14 protein-coding genes and 1 pseudogene are annotated in these 17,983 nt (G+C 44.8%); 10 read left to right on the forward strand and 5 right to left on the reverse strand.

Annotated elements, in window-relative coordinates; genetic code table 11:
- The first annotated feature begins 2 nt into the window (after window positions 1-2).
- From HPL003_RS09115 to HPL003_RS09145, 8 genes are all read left to right on the forward strand, one after another.
- Window positions 3-692, forward strand: coding sequence for an ABC transporter permease (locus HPL003_RS09115; protein WP_014279342.1), 690 nt, complete (start codon window positions 3-5; stop codon window positions 690-692).
- A complete protein-coding gene (locus tag HPL003_RS09120) occupies window positions 689-1,834 on the forward strand; it encodes a hypothetical protein (RefSeq protein WP_014279343.1) in 1,146 nt (381 codons plus the stop codon). The genes HPL003_RS09115 and HPL003_RS09120 overlap by 4 nt, the downstream gene beginning before the upstream one ends.
- Before the next feature lie 66 nt (window positions 1,835-1,900).
- A complete protein-coding gene (locus HPL003_RS09125) occupies window positions 1,901-3,748 on the forward strand; it encodes an ABC transporter ATP-binding protein (protein WP_043922346.1) in 1,848 nt (615 codons plus the stop codon).
- 849 nt (window positions 3,749-4,597) lie between these two features.
- Window positions 4,598-5,497 (forward strand): arylsulfatase regulator, encoded by a 900-nt coding sequence (locus HPL003_RS29670; RefSeq protein WP_014279345.1) that lies wholly within the window; start codon window positions 4,598-4,600, stop codon window positions 5,495-5,497.
- The gene (locus tag HPL003_RS29675) at window positions 5,488-6,135 is read left to right on the forward strand and encodes a TIGR04066 family peptide maturation system protein (protein WP_238533500.1); all 648 of its coding nucleotides are present in this window, start codon (window positions 5,488-5,490) and stop codon (window positions 6,133-6,135) included. Before HPL003_RS29670 ends, HPL003_RS29675 begins: the two co-directional genes overlap by 10 nt.
- Window positions 6,136-6,148: 13 nt before the next feature.
- Window positions 6,149-6,418: a peptide maturation system acyl carrier-related protein gene (locus tag HPL003_RS09135; protein WP_014279347.1), complete on the forward strand. Its 270-nt coding sequence runs from the start codon at window positions 6,149-6,151 to the stop codon at window positions 6,416-6,418.
- A 234-nt stretch (window positions 6,419-6,652) separates the two neighbouring features.
- Entirely contained in the window at window positions 6,653-7,303 is a 651-nt protein-coding gene (locus HPL003_RS09140) for a muscle M-line assembly protein unc-89 Uncoordinated protein 89 (RefSeq protein WP_238533461.1), read from the forward strand.
- 160 nt (window positions 7,304-7,463) lie between these two features.
- Window positions 7,464-9,116: a S8 family serine peptidase gene (locus HPL003_RS09145; RefSeq protein WP_014279349.1), complete on the forward strand. Its 1,653-nt coding sequence runs from the start codon at window positions 7,464-7,466 to the stop codon at window positions 9,114-9,116.
- Between the two features lie 129 nt (window positions 9,117-9,245).
- Here HPL003_RS09145 and HPL003_RS09150 read toward each other — a convergent pair.
- Window positions 9,246-9,599, reverse strand: a pseudogene (locus tag HPL003_RS09150) (Rpn family recombination-promoting nuclease/putative transposase); the annotation flags it as partial.
- A gap of 79 nt (window positions 9,600-9,678) precedes the next feature.
- On the opposite strand from HPL003_RS09150, the gene HPL003_RS09155 reads away from it, so the two are divergent.
- Window positions 9,679-11,442: a sulfatase family protein gene (locus HPL003_RS09155; protein WP_014279351.1), complete on the forward strand. Its 1,764-nt coding sequence runs from the start codon at window positions 9,679-9,681 to the stop codon at window positions 11,440-11,442.
- A 219-nt stretch (window positions 11,443-11,661) separates the two neighbouring features.
- Here HPL003_RS09155 and HPL003_RS09160 read toward each other — a convergent pair whose 3' ends face one another.
- The 4 genes from HPL003_RS09160 to HPL003_RS09175 form a co-directional block, all read right to left on the reverse strand.
- Window positions 11,662-12,768: a Gfo/Idh/MocA family protein gene (locus HPL003_RS09160; RefSeq protein ID WP_014279352.1), complete on the reverse strand. Its 1,107-nt coding sequence runs from the start codon at window positions 12,766-12,768 to the stop codon at window positions 11,662-11,664.
- Window positions 12,769-12,841: 73 nt separating this feature from the next.
- Window positions 12,842-13,570, reverse strand: a complete 729-nt coding sequence (locus HPL003_RS09165; RefSeq protein ID WP_014279353.1) for a ThuA domain-containing protein — start codon at window positions 13,568-13,570, stop codon at window positions 12,842-12,844.
- A gap of 36 nt (window positions 13,571-13,606) precedes the next feature.
- Window positions 13,607-14,779 (reverse strand): Gfo/Idh/MocA family protein, encoded by a 1,173-nt coding sequence (locus HPL003_RS09170; RefSeq protein ID WP_014279354.1) that lies wholly within the window; start codon window positions 14,777-14,779, stop codon window positions 13,607-13,609.
- Window positions 14,780-14,832: 53 nt separating this feature from the next.
- Window positions 14,833-15,888, reverse strand: a complete 1,056-nt coding sequence (locus tag HPL003_RS09175; protein WP_420795080.1) for a LacI family DNA-binding transcriptional regulator — start codon at window positions 15,886-15,888, stop codon at window positions 14,833-14,835.
- 293 nt (window positions 15,889-16,181) lie between these two features.
- Here HPL003_RS09175 and arfA point away from each other — a divergent pair, with 293 nt between their 5' ends.
- Window positions 16,182-17,696 (forward strand): arabinosylfuranosidase ArfA, encoded by a 1,515-nt coding sequence (gene arfA / locus HPL003_RS09180; RefSeq protein WP_014279356.1) that lies wholly within the window; start codon window positions 16,182-16,184, stop codon window positions 17,694-17,696.
- The last annotated feature ends 287 nt before the right edge of the window (window positions 17,697-17,983 follow it).

Genomic DNA, 17,983 nt, shown 5'->3' on the forward strand with positions numbered 1-17,983 from the left:
GAATGGGACAAGTAACCAGAGCCCTGGTTCAATTTGAAGTTTTGCTTATGAAGAAAAGTGTAGTGTTTTTTATAGCACTAACGTTCTCTAGTTTGTTAATTCCTTTATTTTTATATCTGGGAGCAGGGAATAAGAATAACGAGTTATGGATATTTTTGCATCATGGACAAATGTTCTTTACCATATTACTAATGCCGTTAATGTATTCTGTTCTTTATGATGGCGAGAAGCAAAAAATGATCTCTTCTGTTATTATGCCTAAATTGCATACAGGAGCTCAATATTTTTATTGTAAGAGTTGTGTATTATGGGGAGTGGTTTGCTTATTTCAGTTTGTCGCTTTAGCTATGATTTGCGTAGTTCAATGGACGACTCATGGTAAGGCTCCATTCTTGACACTGTTTCCTCTAACAGCAGCGAGTGTGGCAACTATAGGTTTTTCTGTTCAAGTCACCGTCATATTGAACCTGCTATTACGCAAACAACTGTATGTGAATATTATAATGCTTGTCTATCTTTTAACCAGTATTACTATTAATTTGCCCTACATATCCATCTGGTTTAATCCAGATTGGATTACTTCTAACTTTTTCACATGGTCGTTTACTTTCGGACGAATATTCCTATTTTTACTTGCGTGGGTATTGATGAAAGTCAGTAATCATCTATGGATGGCGAGGGTACAAGAATGAATGGAATTATAGCTCGTTTCTGGCTGCAACTCTTACTCCGAAGAGAACAAGCAGTGACCTTGCTCGTTTCCTTAAGTGTGGTTATTTTATTCAATTTATTTATGCATGAAGGTATCGCAATAACTTATAGTGTTAATTTGTTGTTTGTGGCTTTCTTTTCTTTGCAGATTGCGAGTATACATAAACGTAATCATACAGAACCGTTCTTATATATTTCTGTTTTACCTACTTATCGTCTAATCACTTACCAGTTTTATATTTCCTTAATACTTACGTTTCCTCTTTTGCTCATGATGTCAGGACTTTTATGGAAATCATTCGCTGATGTATCATTATGGAATTTGCTGCTTATTGTTCTTTCTTCCGTTATATTTGCAATAATGTCAGGGATTTTTGTGGGACAGATAGTGAAACATTTTGGGCTTGCTTTTACTATATTAATTTCTGTTTATCTTCCTATGGGTTTAATGGCTTGGTCTTATAATGAGAAGTTCCGATATATTTCACCTATAGTGAATATATTCAACCCCTATATGATCAACTGGCGAAATCTCATTGGACTCTTAGGTTGTAGTTTATTATTTTACGGATTAGGCACATTGTTATCCAGTCGGCGCGGAGGCGGCAAAAAGTCTTTAATTCCTTGGATCAGTACGGTCCTGGCCTGTTGTCTACTACTCGGTGTGTGGGGATATGAAGGCATGTTTAATCAGAAGATGCGCGCTACAACATTTCAAATGGTTAAAGTAGGACAAACACAAGTAGAGTATAAGGGGATTAGCTCGTATCAGGCGAAGCAATTTGCTACCCTCTTTGAAACGCTGTATCAAGTGGCTAAGAAAAAGGAGACACACCCGGTTCGCTATACCTTGGAAATCACCCGAATACACTCCATGTCATCGTTCGAGCCGAAAATAATAGTGCAAAATCATAATAAACTTCAAATCAATATTTATTCAAATAAGCTTTTAGAGTTCAATTTCGGGATGGATTGGGCGAGTAAGTGGATTGATTACATTTTGCCGCAATCACCCCACTTGTCCAATGAGCAAGTTGAAGCTTTTAGGCACATCAAAAGTGACATTGTTCTGGAAGTTCGCAGAAGAAATCCCGCGCATGTCTATACACTTCAGGGCGACTGAGAGCTAAATTAGCGAGATTTCGTGAAGAACCGATAATAGTAGATATAAAAGAAAGGGATGGAATGAATGGAACGTGAGGCAGACCATTTGAATATAAGAGCTATATTTCATTCATTCCAATATTGGCCGAAGTTATCTAAATTATTATGGAGTACAGAACCTATGTATTTTATTATCATCATTATTGGTTACCTTCTAAAAGGAATACTCCCGATTGCCAACCTTCTTTCCATACAGTATTTGGTTTCTGAAATAGAGACTAGATCATTATCGCATACGCTTCAAATAAGCGCAGTGTTCCCCTTAATTCTCGTGATGTTTTGTGGTCTGCTCATTTCAAGTTTAATTGAGTATTCTGATAAACTATTCCAGATCGCTCTGATAAATCAATTGCAAACATTAATAGTATTACAAACATCAACATTTAATCTTGCGGATTTTGAAAATCCGCAAGTACATAATCAACTCAAAAGAGTACAGAATGACTCGATAGATAGGCCTATCCAGATCTATAAAGAACTCATTAATTTCTTAAGTTCCATGGTCACGTTATGCTCTAGCATTGCCATTTTAATAGCGTTCAGATGGTGGATTTTACTCATTCTCATCGTTTCCCCACTAGCATCCTTTTATTCTTTACTGAGGTTCACACAAATCCAATATGTAGCCAAGAAGAAACGGGCTCCTTTACAACGCAAATCCAGGTATATAAATTACTTGTTAACTAATGAAAAGTCTTTTAAAGAAATCGTATTGTATCAACTTAGTGATTACTTTACAGCAAAATATAAGAGCATTTTTGATATTTTCTATAAAGAGGATAAGTATTTAGCAAAAAAACGTATCAATTTATATTTGTCTTTTCAAGTAATAAGTACATTATTTATAGCCATTGCTTTGATAATGATCATACAAATATCATGGCAAGAAAAATTACTTGTTGGCAGTATTTATGCATTAGTTCAAGCAGTATTATTAACTAATCAAAATATAAATACGGTATCTCAAGGGTTGATTTCATTGTGTGATCATAATCTGTATCTAGATGAATTATTCGCTTTTTTTAACATAAATCATAAACAAGAGAATTCTGGTATGCTGCTAAGAGAATCAGGTGTACGAGCTGATGCAACAATAGAATGCATAGAATTTAAAAATGTTTCATTTGCCTACCCAGATCAAAAAGAATTAGCTCTCAAAGATGTAAGCTTTAAAATGAAGCGTGGAGAATCCCTTGCTCTAGTTGGCAGAAACGGGTCAGGAAAGACAACAGTAATAAAACTTTTAACGGGATTATATGAAGATTTTAAAGGAGATATTTTAATCAATTCTATCTCAATCCGGAATTATAACAAAGAAACGCTTTACGACAGAATAGGCGTTATATTTCAAGATTTTGTTCAATTCGATTTTTCAGTAAGAGAAAATATAGGCTTTGGCAGTATAGGACATCTTGAGCTTGATGCTAGGATATGGGAATCGGCGCAACTTACAGGAGTAGATAAGGTAATACGAGATTTGCCTAATCAATTGGAACAACAGCTAGGAAGGAATTTTGAAGGAGGCATACAGCTTTCTGGAGGGCAATGGCAAAAAATAGCGATATCCAGGGCGCTCTTCAAAGATGCTGACGTTTATGTATTAGATGAGCCTAGTTCATTTCTTGATCCAGAATCAGAAAAACAAGTATTTCGACAATTTCAAAATTTTATTAATGATAGACTGTGCCTCTACATCTCTCATCGCTATACCTCTGTTTTATATGCAGATAAAATTTTAGTTCTGGACAAGGGCCAGATTGTAGAAGAAGGAACCCACCAAGAACTAATTAAAAGTCGAGGGCTTTACTATGACTTATTTTCTGATGAAATTAATACATTCCAAGAAGCGCTAGTTACTAATGATGCACGCTAACTGTGTATAGAGATTCTGCCAAACAGTTGGATTGCGAACAATAATGTTTTTACCTTACGAGAAGTATACTATGTAGAGTATCTCGTGAATACTAATCAAAGTCACAATACAAACAGCGGAGCTTCTCTTTGAAAGAGGGGCTCCGCTGTTTTTGCTTTACATAGACATATTTATATATGAGTTAGACAATATTGATGGGATAATGTACGAATTTTTCTTTTCAGTCTGTAGATACGAGTCGTTGTAGCCGTAACCGAAATATTATATTTGACAGCGAGGAAGGGTACAGGCAGTTGTCGACAAAAGTAGTCCTGATAGAGCGTATATTCGTTTTTTGAAAGCTGCATCAGTATGTTAACGATAACCTTATCTTCCATATTTACGAGATTAAATATGATTTTTGCCATTCTTGAAAATTGGAATTGATGTATATGATTGGAACATACGAAAATCATTTATCTTTTTATCCGTCCAAAGGGGGCTTGAACAAATGCCGACCACGATGGTTATCGACTGTTGCAAAGAGGATCAGTACAGAGGTAGTTCCAGATGCTTTTACAGAAAAATTTGTGAACTTTATCTGAGTGAGGTATATCGTTTCTGTATGCATTTAATCAAGAATCAGTCTTGCTTTAAATTTATGGCAGAAGAATGTACACAAGATACTTTTGTAGCAGCAAGGCAGCAATTGGTCAAGCTCAAACATCACCCCAATGTAAAAGGTTGTCTGTACCTTACGGCTAAAAATCTCATATATAAATCATTTAGGTGCTACTATACACAAAAAAAGCATGAAACTACGCTTGAATGTGAGAAGATATGTAGTTTTTCAAATTCGGTAGAGGAGGAGTGGGAGAATCGAAGGCTAAGGACTATTATGTTCAGATATACTTCCGGATGTTTCATTATAGAAAGCCGTCTGCAGGCATGCCACTGGAGGCGCATCATGGGGGACCGTGCGTGCCGGGCGTCCAACGCCTGTTTGCCGATGTAAATGGAAATCTGTATCCGTGTGAGCGGGTAAGCGAGCAGTCTGAGGTGGTTCAGATTGGAAATGTAGGTTCAGGCTTTGATGTGGATAAAATCAGTCAAATATTAAATGTTGGCACCATTACGGAAGATGCCTGTAAAATTTGCTGGAATTTCCGCTTCTGTACGCTATGCGTCGCTGTGGCAGACGATTTGCACACATTATCCAGAGAAATGAAGCTGAACCACTGTTCTGTAGTGAAAAATGATGTAAGACATACTTTACTGGACTTTTGCATGCTGAATGAGCTTGGATACGATTTTTCTGATGATACGATAGCCCTTGTGAGAAATTTAAATTTATTGGGCAGATACAGTGAGGTCGCACTTATTTCCTTTAAGGGATCGGGCATGATCGGGAAGGATGCCTGTGTAGCCGATAAGGGAACGGCTACGGGGCTCACGGTGAAACCGGAGTCTTGTCTGGAGCAAGAGCTGGAGCAGTGCGATGACGTCTTGTTGGTGCGTTCGAATTTTAAACTGGACATCACGGAGCTCTATCTGCCACTGATTATTAAGGCCATGAAGCTCGGGAAAAAAGTAATGTGTAATTTCATTTTACCGGATGAATGCATGAATATCATCGATCAGTATCGGAATCATGAAAGCAAGCTCACGTTAAAAAATACATTCGATATATTTACCAAGGGACTTACTGCCCCGGACCCGGCTTCGGTATTCACGATTTCTTTACGCCAGTCATTTTTATACTGGGCTTAAATGAGCGGACAAACAAGCTTGGACTCCAGTTTGCTGTTCGACAGAAGCTTGAGGCGGCAGGATATCGGATTTCCCAGATGACGTCGAACGGGTGCGGGGAACTGGTCGGTGCTCATTCCTTTCCGCAATTTATGCTGGAGAGTGGGCTGACGGAGACCCAGAAGATTATTATGTTCAATCGTTTTCTGAAAAAAATAGAGCAAAGCGAGAAGCCTGATCTTATACTCGTAGGCATTCCGGGAGGGGTAGTACCATATAACAATACCTTCACGAATTATTTTGGTATTACATCTTTTCTGGCATCAAGGGCTGTCGTACCTGACGGTCTGATCTGCTGTCTTCATTATGATGAGTACAACACTCAGTATCTGGAGCATGTGCAAAAGTATCTTGAAAATCGTTTTTCTTCATCTTTATTGGGATATGCCTTGTGTAACAATGTATTTGACAGCTATTCTTCCTCTACTGTGAATATGCAATATTCTTCTGTGGATAGCCGATTTGTCGAAGAGAAGAAGCGGGAGTTTTCTGATTATCCTGTACCCATAATGAACCTGTCCAATGATGACGACATCGGAAAGATGGCTGATCATATTTTGAATTATTTTTCAAGTGAGCAGAATCTTATTAAGTTGTAACGGAGGAGAGAACATGAATGGAACGCAGGATGTTGTGGAGTTGGAACTGGAAAATATCTTTTTGAAACTTTTTGAAATCAGGCTAAATGAGGTAGACATCGGCGCTCCACTGCTTGGTTCGGGAATGAGACTACTTCCGCGTGATTTGGTATACCTCTTCTTTGAAGTAGAAAAAAGCTTTGCTATTCAGATTTCACAGGAACGAATATCGGAGGGCTGTTTCCTTACATATGATCGTTTGCTGGAGACTGTAAGGGAATGTATAAACGAACAGAGGAGTTGAATATTTTGTGAAATATCTGAATAAATAGTAGACAATGGCCGATATAATAATAGAAATAACTTTTTTTAGGATATAAATATATGAATTGGAGGTTTCGGGATGAATGTATCCATTGCGTCATCTCATCGAGGGTCGTCTTTTACGGCAAATCACAATCGTTCGGGATCCGCTCAGAATGATCGAACAGAAAGGAATAGTATAGCAAGGCCGCAGAACAAGGTGCTTGAACGACTGATGGAGCAAAAACAAAATCTGATTGATAGGCGTTCTGATTACTTGAGTAATGCGGTCAAGCGAGGAGCCAGTCCAGATAATATAAAAGCTGACCTTGAGGAAATGGATAAGCAGATTCAACAAATGGACGAGGCTATTCAGAAACAGACGCTTGAAGAACGACGCAAGGCTTTAGGTACAGATGAGGAGAGCAAAAAAGAGATTGAAAAGGGATTGGCAGAGAAAACAGAGCAATATAATCCCAAGACAGCTGAAGAGCAAAAACAGAGTTTTTTCACATACACGATGAAGGGTATTGTCTCTGCAAACAATGAGCTGAAGATGGCGAAAGTAACCAAAATGGCTCAAATCACATTGCAAAGCGAGGCGAAGGGGTGGGAGAACAGCGACCCTGCAAAATCTGCGGCCTTGCGAGAGAAGGCAGAGGGGCTTAATAGCAAAATCCTGGATATAGCCGGAGCTGTCAATGAGCATATTACCGAAGCGCTGCAAAGGGAACAACCGATTACCCGTGAAGATAATCAAAGTGATGAGGAAAAACAGCGTGTAGAGGCAGAGGGAGTGTGGACTGAGCAAGAGCTCAATGCTTACTCGGATTCGGCTAAAGGAAAGACAGAAGCGGTCGGCACGAATGTTAATACTGTAGCTTAACACATTCCTGTCTTCCCTAATTTCTGCTTGATAGACTAGGAAGACAAAGTAGCGGCGGTCGTTTCTTGGCACTGTAGTGATTAGTGGCAATCCTCAAAATAGTTTCCGTGGTGATACACGGAAACTATTTTATTATCGGGGGAAACGGGGAGTGGGAAGAGTGAATTCTAAGATTCATGTAGCGATTATTGACGACGGAGTTACTGCGGAAGTCTTCAATACAAATATGTTGTATGATATTGAAATGGTCTCTTCATTACCAATTCATTTTCAAACATCCACAAGTGCTGCCCAAGACAAGCCCCTGGAAGACGAACGACAGAATACGTACATGATGAACCATGGGACATTATGTGCAGGTATTGTACAAGCCTATTTTCCGAATGCAGTGATAAGTAGTGTTAAAATATTGAAACAAAGGAAAGGAAATGCTGATCAACTTTGTGCTGCCCTGCGCTGGTGTGTAAAACACGGGGTACAGGTAGCCAATATCAGTCTGGGAAGTACCGATTTTCGGGATCGTACCTTATTGCGGGAAGTGGTGAATGAAGTTGCGGCCGCAGGGCTTATTATGGTAAGTGCCGCACACAATGGCGGTTTTCTCACTTATCCTGCTTCCTTCAGCAATGTGATTGGAGTAGAATGTGACCGAAGCGGGAACCTTGCTGCAGGTCAATACAGGTATAACCTTGAGGCGGCCTTCGGTGGTGGAATTGAATTCACGGCTTTTGCTAGACATGCCCTTACAGACGTGTTAGGAGGGACAGTGTTGTGCCCTAACAGCAACAGCTATGCAGCCCCGCTAATCACGGCACAGGTATGTATGTTATTGCAGAGCTCTAAGTGTATTTATTCTATAGAGTTGCTTAAGAACGAATTGCAGGAACATAGCTGTAATCTGGTGCAAGCCTCCCGTTTACCAGTGCAACGGTACAGAAATCCAGATTGGATTCAGTGTGCGTTTGTATTTAAAGCAGGTGCTGCTACCTGTACAGTGGCACCGTATTATTTTCAGATTCAACGTGAAATTCTGATCTCCTCTCAAGAGGCTGTTCCTGTGATCAAAGCGGTGCTCGTGCAGGAGCATGAGCAACAGCGGACAACCATAGAGGTTGGGAAATACATAGAGCAAACGGAGAGTATAACCGATACCCTCATTTTATTGGGGCACATGGATGCGGTTACCCTTCGGCAAGTGAGTCAATTGGCTATTCAGTACGGTAAGCATGTGGTTTATGCAGGTGAATGGCAGTGCGATATCCCCACGATGGGCTTTTTCTCCCGTCAATTGCGCTTATGGCATGGAGAGGTCGGCCTACAGAGAGAACTGGAGAAGTATAAGGAAGGAAAGTCTCTTGAAATTCCGTTTGTCGCTATTTATTATGACGGGGAAATGGACATATTTTATTTTCTGCATTTGCTGAAAATGTCTTTTGTCCGGGATGGATATCATTGTTGGGTTGCAATGGATCAGTCCAGAGCTGTATTGCATGATATGGAATACATTTGCTTTTCTCGTACTGTAAATAGAATGGAGGAGCTTGTATGCTGTTGTAATAAGACCGCCTCCATGGCTCATGCGGATGTTGTTATTCTTTGTCTGGAGGCCCGTCAGGGTTTGGATGGGTTGAGGAAACAGAACTCACCGGATACAGAGCTGGAGCTTTGGTTGCAAACAACTGAAGGATCAGAAGCTATCCGAATTTCTATAGTAAGTAATAATAAACTTCTGGAGAAAAGGACGCTCCAAGGTTTAAATGTGGAGGCTATAGACGCTCTGTATAAATATATAGAGTATGTGCTGGTCAATTAATATATGATTATCAGAATTAAGGGGATGTTTAGTTCTCATATCAAAATAACTACAGGTTAAATAAAAAGAGAGCACCAGCCTAAAGGTACTCTCAGTCAATTAACATTCCTATTATTTGGGTAATATTTTCTATAATTGAATGGATTTAATTTCTTGTTCAGTTAATCCGGTAGCCTTTGCAATAGTTGCTATGTCCAGACCCATGGAAAGCATATTTTTGGCGATATTCTTTTTCTCATCTTCTTTACCTTTGGTTAAACCTTTCTCCAAACCTTTCGCCATACCGACAGATTCTGCTCTATCGAGCATGGACGCTTCATCGTGTAGGTATTTCTGCCGAGCTTCATACAAACGTCTTGCTTCCGAATCTTGACTCAAAAATTGCAGCGTGTCCATGGCTTTTTCCAATCCTGGTTCGTTCATTTTTAAAACCTCCCATTTGGATGGATCTGCGCCTTTGAGAAACAACAGCCAGTTGATAAGCTCTTCTTTTCCGAATGATACTGTTTTGGGGGTTCACAACATAATCTTAGGGTAAAAACCAACCTAGGATGTGTATTCCATGAACGATAGCTCATTTTCCCCCCGAACCTTTGAAAAACCTAATTTTCTGATACTCCTTGTGGATGAGGAACGGTATCCTGCCGTTTATGAAAACCAGGAAATCAAAGAATGGAGCAGACAAAATCTTATTACGCAAGGACTCTTGAGGTCTCACGGGCTGGAGTTTCATAGGCATTATATTGGAAGTGCTGCATGTAGCCCCAGCAGGACAACCTTGTTTACCGGCCATTATCCGTCACTCCATGGTGTAACTCAGACAGATGGGGTGGCCAAGGGGGCATTCGACTCCGATATGTTCTGGCTGGATAGAAACACAGTGCCTACGATGGGAGATTACTTTCGCGCAGCCGGATACCAAACTTATTATAAAGGAAAATGGCATATATCCGATGAGGATATTATCATGCCGGGTACGCACAAAGCCCTCCCTAGCTATCATCCGCTGACGGGAGTACCCGACAGAAAACGGGAAGCCATATATGATCGAGCCGACCGCTTGGATAACTTCGGCTTTTCGGGGTGGATCGGTCCGGAGCCGCATGGGAGAAACCCACGAAATTCCGGTTCTTCCGCCGCTTTCGGTTTAAGTGGGAGAGACGAGGTGTATGCTGCGGATACCGCCCAGCTTATTGAAGCCCTCGACCGCCAGAAAGAACATGACAACCATACCAAGCCTTGGTTAGTCGTAGCTTCATTTGTGAATCCGCATGATATTGTATTATATGGAGCTATTACTGCGCAGTTGCCTATGTTTCGATTTGAGGTGGAACCGATGCCAGCAGTCGCGCCTCCTCCAACTATCAACGAATGGCTGGCTACAAAGCCACGCTGTCAAGCAAGCTATCGGGATATTTACCCTAGAGCGTTACAGCCCATTATTGATCAGCCCTTTTACCGAAAGCTGTACTATCAGTTGCAAAAAAATGCAGACCATCAGATGCTTAAGGTATTTGAAGCACTGACCCGTTCTTCTTTTTACGATAATACCATTGTGATTTTTACATCCGATCATGGAGATCTGCTAGGTGCTCATGGCAATCTTCATCAAAAATTTTACTGTGCCTACGAAGAGATTGTGCATGTGCCTTTAGTTATCCATAACAAACATCTGTTTCCTCAATATAAAAGCGAACACACTCTGACAAACCACGTAGATCTCCTGCCTACCTTGCTTGGACTAGCGAATGCTGACAGCACTGCGATCCAGAGCAGCCTGCAAAACAGCTTTAGCGAAGCCCGTCCCTTGGTGGGACGTAATCTTACTCCTGTTATCCGAGGCCAGAACCCAAGTGAAATAGCTGACCAGCCGGTTTATTTTATGACCGACGACGATGTGACCCGAGGCCAGCGGCAGATCAATATACTGGGAGAGGCATATCCGTCTGTTGTTCAGCCCAATCATATCGAGACGGTCATTACGACCCTGCAAAGAGAGGGTGTTAAGGAGTTGTGGAAGTTTACCCGCTATTTTGACAGTACTCAATTCTGGAGTCAACCAGGGGTGAGGGATGTTTCGATGCGACCAGTGGGTGATCATACATGCGGACAATACTCTCAATGGGCTACACAGGTCAAAACAAAACCGGCTCGTGACGAATATGAATTGTATAACCTGACCAACGACCCTTTGGAAACATGTAACCTTGCCCATCCCGCATTTGCAACGCAGCAGACCAGAAGCGTTCAACAACAGATGATGCACTTACTGGAGGAGCAACGTAAACAAAAGCGTTTATATCCCGCTCAATCAGGCATATGGTGAAAAATAACGCGTTTCCTCTTTTGTATCTGGCTACAATGTCACAATACGAATAGCGGAGCCCCTCTTTGAAAGAGGGGCTCCGCTATTTTGGGTTCACATGGACATGTTTACGAATTTTTCTTTTCAATCTGTAGATGCGAGCCGTTATAGCCGCAACGGAAATATTATATTTGACAGCGAGAAAGGGCACAGGTGGATCAGCATCAGGCTGACATTACTTTACGTATCCAACGTATACAAGGGCAGGTTTTCCGGTAAAGCCGCCGGGCGCAGGCATGTGCTCTGCATCGGATAGAATGTCTGCTCATCGGAGGAATCATGGAACGCCCACATTGCCTCCAGCACATGGTAGGCCAGTTCACCGCTAGCGCGGTGAGGTCGTCCGCTGCGGACAGCGTACGCCATATCGGCAACACCAATGCCCCGTGTGTTCTCCTGGTAGCCCGGCAGCAGCGGAGCCTCTGTCCATTCCTGCTCGCCCAGCAGCCTGTAGCGAACCGGCCCTCCGAACGTGTTCGGGTCAGGCACCTGCAGCGTGCCAAGAGTGCCATATACCTCGATCGGTGGCAGGGAACTTCCACCAAAGATGTCAAAGCTGGTAATCAACGTGCCGACAGCCCCCTGCTCGAAGCGTAGCAATCCGGCCACATGGGTCGGAATGTCGACCGGGATGGTCTGGCCTCTCTTTTTCTCACTTGTAATCGTTCGCTGGTCTAGCGCCTTGCCTGTCATGCCGGAGATGGTGGCAATCGGACCAAGCAATTGCACCAGAGCCGTCAAATAATAAGGGCCCATATCAAACATCGGGCCGCCGCCCACAGCATAATAAAATTCAGGATCGGGATGCCAATGTTCATGTCCACGGCTCATCATGAAGGCCGTAGCGGCTACCGGCCTGCCAATGACCCCGTCCTCAATCAGCTTCAATGACGTCTGAATGCCGGAGCCAAAGAAGGTCTCTGGTGCGCAGCCGACAAGCAGTCCCTTGCGGCGGGCCAGCTCCAAGACAGCCTGACCCTGCTCACGGGTGACCGCAAGCGGCTTCTCCACATAGACATGCTTGCCTGCTTCAAGAGCTCTGAGGCACACGTCGGCGTGAACGGCCGGAATGGTCAGATTAATGATGAGCTCGATCTCCGGATCAGCCAGGATCTCATCGACCGTATATACGTTCGGAACGTTGTACGCTGCCGCCTGCTCCTTAGCCCGGCCCTGATCCAGATCCGCTACTGCGGACAGCCCCAGAATGTCGAAGCGATGGCAATTTTCCATGTAAATTCCGCTGATTTTACCACAACCGATAATGCCCACCTTCATTTTCTTCATACCTGGACTCCCTTCACCTTCAAAAAATGGATAATGGCATATTCCTTACTACATCCGACACATCCTGTTCACGCTATCGCTGCTGGTTGTCTGCCATGCCCGTATAAGCATCTGCCAGGGAGCTGCCCCGGGCAGCCACCGTCTGTTTGCCTGCCGCAGCCCACAGGAACCCGCTGCGCATCATCTCGGTCACTTGAGGCATATCCATGATATCCGCGTGATGTCCCAGCGAATTGTAGAAGACGCGGCCGTTCCCCCAGCGCTTCGTCCATACAACGGGCATATCCACCGGCCCATTGGCCGAATGTGGTCCCGGTACGACCGGGAAGCGCGTGGTTGCCAGCACTTCAACCACCGGGTCTACGTGGAGGTAGTACTGCTCACTTTTGATCTGAAAATCCTCAATATGGTCCAGCAGCGGGCTGGAGCCGCGCTTTATGTTCACCATATACTCCACCCCGTCATTGCCGGGATGTGCAACCCATTGCCCGCCTGTCATGAACTGCCAATCCACATTGTTACGGAAGGCGTCACACATGCCGCCATGGCAGCCTGCCAGGCCTACGCCGCTCTGAACGGCTGCCGAGACATTATTGACCAGTTCCTGCTCAATCTGTCCCATGGTCCACAATGGAACGATCAGGTCCAGGCCAAGCAGCTTCTCCGCATCCTGGTAGGCTTCAAGGGTATTAGACACCTCCACCTCGAACTGCTCTTCCTTCAGAATCCGTTCAGAAATAGCCGCCACCTGCTCCGGCTCATGTCCGTCCCATCCGCCCCATACAATAAGTGCCTTGCTCATCTGTAATTCACTCACCTTTCGGAATGTGATGTTATATTACATTTCTTCAATGGATACCCAGCGGCGCTCCTCTATGGATCGTTCCACCGCTTCAAGCACGGCCTGACAAGCGACACCGTCGTGGAAGTTCGGCACAGGCTGTCGTCCCTCGGAGATGGCATTCATCAGCTCAAGCATCTCGTGGGTGAAGGTATGCTCGAAGCCGATCGTATGTCCCGCAGGCCACCAGGCCTCGGAGTACTTGTGTGCCGGATCGGTGGCGAGCACGCGGCGGAAGCCCTGTACGTCCTCCTCATCTTGCGTAAAATACACTTCCAGTTCGTTCATCCGTTCAAAGTCAAACCGTACACTGCCCAGACTACCGTTGATCTCGAATGAATTGGTGCTCCGGTGTCCGGCTGCAAACCGTGTGGCCTCGAAGCTGCCTAGCGCACCTCCGGCGAAGCGTGCCAGGAACAGCGTGGCATCATCGACCGTCACTTCTCCCATCGGCTCATTCGCCCCGGCGCTGCCCTTGGCGCTCAATCCGGTCATCTCCGAAGCCAGCGGGCGCTGCTTGATGAACGTCTCGCTCATGCCAATCACTTCATGGAACTCGCCGACCAAGAACCGGGCGAGATCAATCAGATGGGCGCCAAGATCACCATGAGAGCCAGAACCGGCCACTTCCTTTTGCAGCCGCCATACCAGCGGGAAGGACGGGTTCATGATCCAGTCTTGAAGGAAAAAGGCACGGAAATGATAGATTTTCCCCAGGCGACCGCTTTCGATTAGCAGCTTCGCCAATTGGACAGCCGGAGAGAAGCGGTAGTTGAAGCCGATCATATGTTTGACTCCCGCTTCCTCCGCTGCCTGCAGCATGTCACGGGAATCCGCCAGCGATAGCGCAAGCGGCTTCTCACAGAACAGATGCTTGCCATGGAGGGCAGCCTCAACGACAATTTCCTTATGGGCATTACTCGGGGCGTTGATGTCAATGAGATCAATATCGTCACGTTTCACCAGATCACGCCAATCGGTAACACTTTCGGTCCAGCCGAACTGGCTTGCAGCCGCCTGAACCCCCTGTTCATTGCGTCCACAGATGACGGACATCTCTGGCTGTAGCGGGGCACCCGGGAAGAACATGGGCAGGCTACGGTAAGCGTTGCTGTGAGCCTTGCCCATAAATTTGTAGCCAACCATTCCGATACGAAGCCGATTAGACATGTCGTTATCCTCCTTATGGGTCTGAAGTTCCAGCGTATTGTTGACGAATGCGGTTACTGACGAATGGATGATGCCCTGATAATCAACTCCGTGGACAGAAGCTCTCTTATCGAGGCGGACCCGGTCAGTTCCAAGGCTGAAATGCGGTCCAGAGGATCCGGTATAAGCTTCAAGGCCGCAAGCTCCCCCATCTCATAAAAAGGAACGCGGACACTGCTCAGCGGCGGAACGGCCATCTCCGCCACATCCGAATCGTCATAGCCCACGAACGCCGGGAATCGGTCAACTCCCAGTCCGAGCTCGCGCAGACCCTGCATCACCCCGATGGCCATCCGGTCGTTCGCCGCAAATATGGCATCAATATCATTCAGCCTGCCTGCGATGGTAGCCGACGCTTCGAGCCCGCTTCGACGGCTGTAATTGCCCTCCAGAAGCAACTCGCGATCATATTCAATACCGGCGTCCTGAAGCGCGGTGCGGTATCCCTTCAATCGCTCTGTACTGTTGGAATAAATATCCGGGCCGTTGAGAAAGGCAATCTGCTTGCACCCCTGCTCAATGAGGTGACTTACAGCCGCCCGGCTTCCCTCCACATGGTCTGCATCCACTTCACAGAACGATTGTCCTGCAAAATGGTGATTCATGACGCAGAACGGACGCCCTTCTTCCTGAAGTCTCTTCAGCGCTTCCAACTCATCGGGGTCATCCCTGGCTCCAAGGATGATACAGGCATCGATCTTTTGCTGGCGGAAAAGAGCGCTGTAATCCATCTTTTCCCCAGGCTTTCGGAACAATAGTAGCAGATCGAGCCCGTTGTCCCTGGCCTTGCTTCCGATGCCGCTCAGCATCTCGGAGAAAAAATAGGCTGAGAACAGGTGCGCCTTTGGTACATAAGGCATAACCACGCCAAGATGGCCGCTCTTGCTTCGAGCAAAGTTGCGGGCCAGCGCGCTGGGAACATATCCAAGCTGATTGGCGGCGTCTTGAACCCTTCTCCGGGTCTCTTCCTTGATGGGACCGGTCGCATTCAATACCCGCGACACCGTCGCTTCAGACACGCCGGCGAGCTCTGCTACTTCCTTGCGCGATGCGATATTGCCCACCTCCAGTCATTTTGTGTACGCGCGTACATTTTCTCATGCAGCCCTGCCTCTGTCAATCCCACTTTCTTTAGTAAAATTTTAATCGTATCTGTACAACTAAACAATTTAAATAGTAGTTATTTGCTAAACGTAACCAAATGCTTATCGTTTATTAATATTGTTAATAAATACATTAAGTATTTAATAATAACATTGACCATGATATTTATGGTGTGTTATATTAAATTCGTAAATAAAACGGCTTGTTAGTCTTAGAGGTACAACGGATTTTATTTTCGCATTCAGAGAGGATGGTTTAGGTGGCAGCAGCTGTAAAAGCAAAAATGATTGTAGACAAGTCATTTCGTATTGCTGAAGTCGATAAACGCATTTATGGTTCTTTTGTAGAGCATCTCGGGCGTGCTGTATATGGCGGTATTTATGAGCCTACTCATTCAACTAGTGATGAAAGCGGTTTCCGTAATGATGTAAAAGAGCTGGTGAAACAGCTTGATGTGCCTATTATACGTTATCCGGGCGGCAATTTTGTATCGGGTTACAATTGGGAAGATGGTGTCGGTCCTGTCGCGTCCAGACCTAGACAGCTAGAGCTGGCGTGGAGAACGGTCGAGCCGAATGAAGTGGGCACGAACGAATTTTTCAAATGGGCGAAAGATATCGGCTCAGAGGTTATGATGGCGGTTAATCTGGGTACGCGCGGGATTGATGCGGCACGTAATCTGGTGGAATATTGTAACCATCCGGGCGGTTCCTACTGGAGTGATCTACGCCGCAGTCACGGTGTAGAGCAACCGCACAAGATTAAAACCTGGTGTCTCGGCAACGAAATGGATGGACCATGGCAGATCGGACACAAGACAGCGGAAGAGTATGGTCGCCTTGCGGTAGAGTCCGCAAAAGCAATGAGGCTGATTGACCCTGACATTGAGCTTGTATCTTGCGGCAGTTCCAGTTCGACAATGCCGACGTTCCCTGAATGGGAAGCGACGACGCTGGATCATACCTATGAGGTAGCCGACTATATTTCTCTGCATCAATACTATGGCAACCACGACAATGATACGGCCAATTATTTGGCACGTTCCATGGATATGGACCATTTTATCCATACAGTTATTTCGACCTGTGACTATATCAAAGCGAAGAAGCGCAGCAAGAAAAAAATGATGCTTAGCTTCGATGAATGGAATGTGTGGTACCATTCCAACGATGCGGACAGCAAAATTGATCCGTGGTCTGTGGCACCGCCTCAGCTTGAGGATATTTACAACTTTGAGGATGCACTGCTGGTGGGAAGCATGCTTATTACGTTCCTGCGTCATGCTGACCGTGTAAAAATGGCTTGTCTTGCCCAACTGGTCAACGTCATTGCGCCAATCATGACTGAAAATAACGGAAAAGCGTGGAAACAGACGATTTTCTATCCATATCTGCATGCATCCCGTTATGGTCGCGGTGTATCGTTGATGCCCGTGGTAGACTCGGAAAAATACGATTCCAAGGATTTCACAGACATTCCTTACCTGGATAGCGCTGTGGTTTATGATGAAGAGGGAGACGCTCTGACCGTCTTTGCGGTAAACCGTCACTTGTCCGAGTCGCTGGAGTTGACGGTGGATGTGCGTAGCTTCGAAGGCTATCGCATTGTGGAGCATACGGTGTTGGAGCATGACGATCTCAAAGCGACCAACAGTCCGGCAGGAGAAAAGGTTACGCCTCACGACGGTGGTAATGCCAAGCTCGACGATGGCATCGTAAAAGCTCATTTGGGCAAAGCCTCGTGGAACGTAATCCGTCTCGCCAAGTCTCATTAATTCTTTTTCTGCAAAAGGTACAGCTTGGCTGTACCTGAAAAAGCCCGCATTCTCTCTTGTATCGGTATACAGGAGCAGTCATGCGGGCTTTTTGTATAAAATGAGCCATTTGTCCCTCAGCAGATATAACGATACAAGAACAGGCTGATTTTTAAATAAATATTATTTTAATTACTAAATTTAACTAAGCAAAGATGATGCTTATTAACTATACTCTCGTATTACATACATTTTTATGAAGTTAATTAGACCCAGCTCCGATTAGCCAAGGTGAAAAAAGACCCTAT

Origin of the sequence: Paenibacillus terrae HPL-003 (genome assembly GCF_000235585.1) — a bacterium.
GTDB lineage: Bacteria > Bacillota > Bacilli > Paenibacillales > Paenibacillaceae > Paenibacillus > Paenibacillus terrae_B.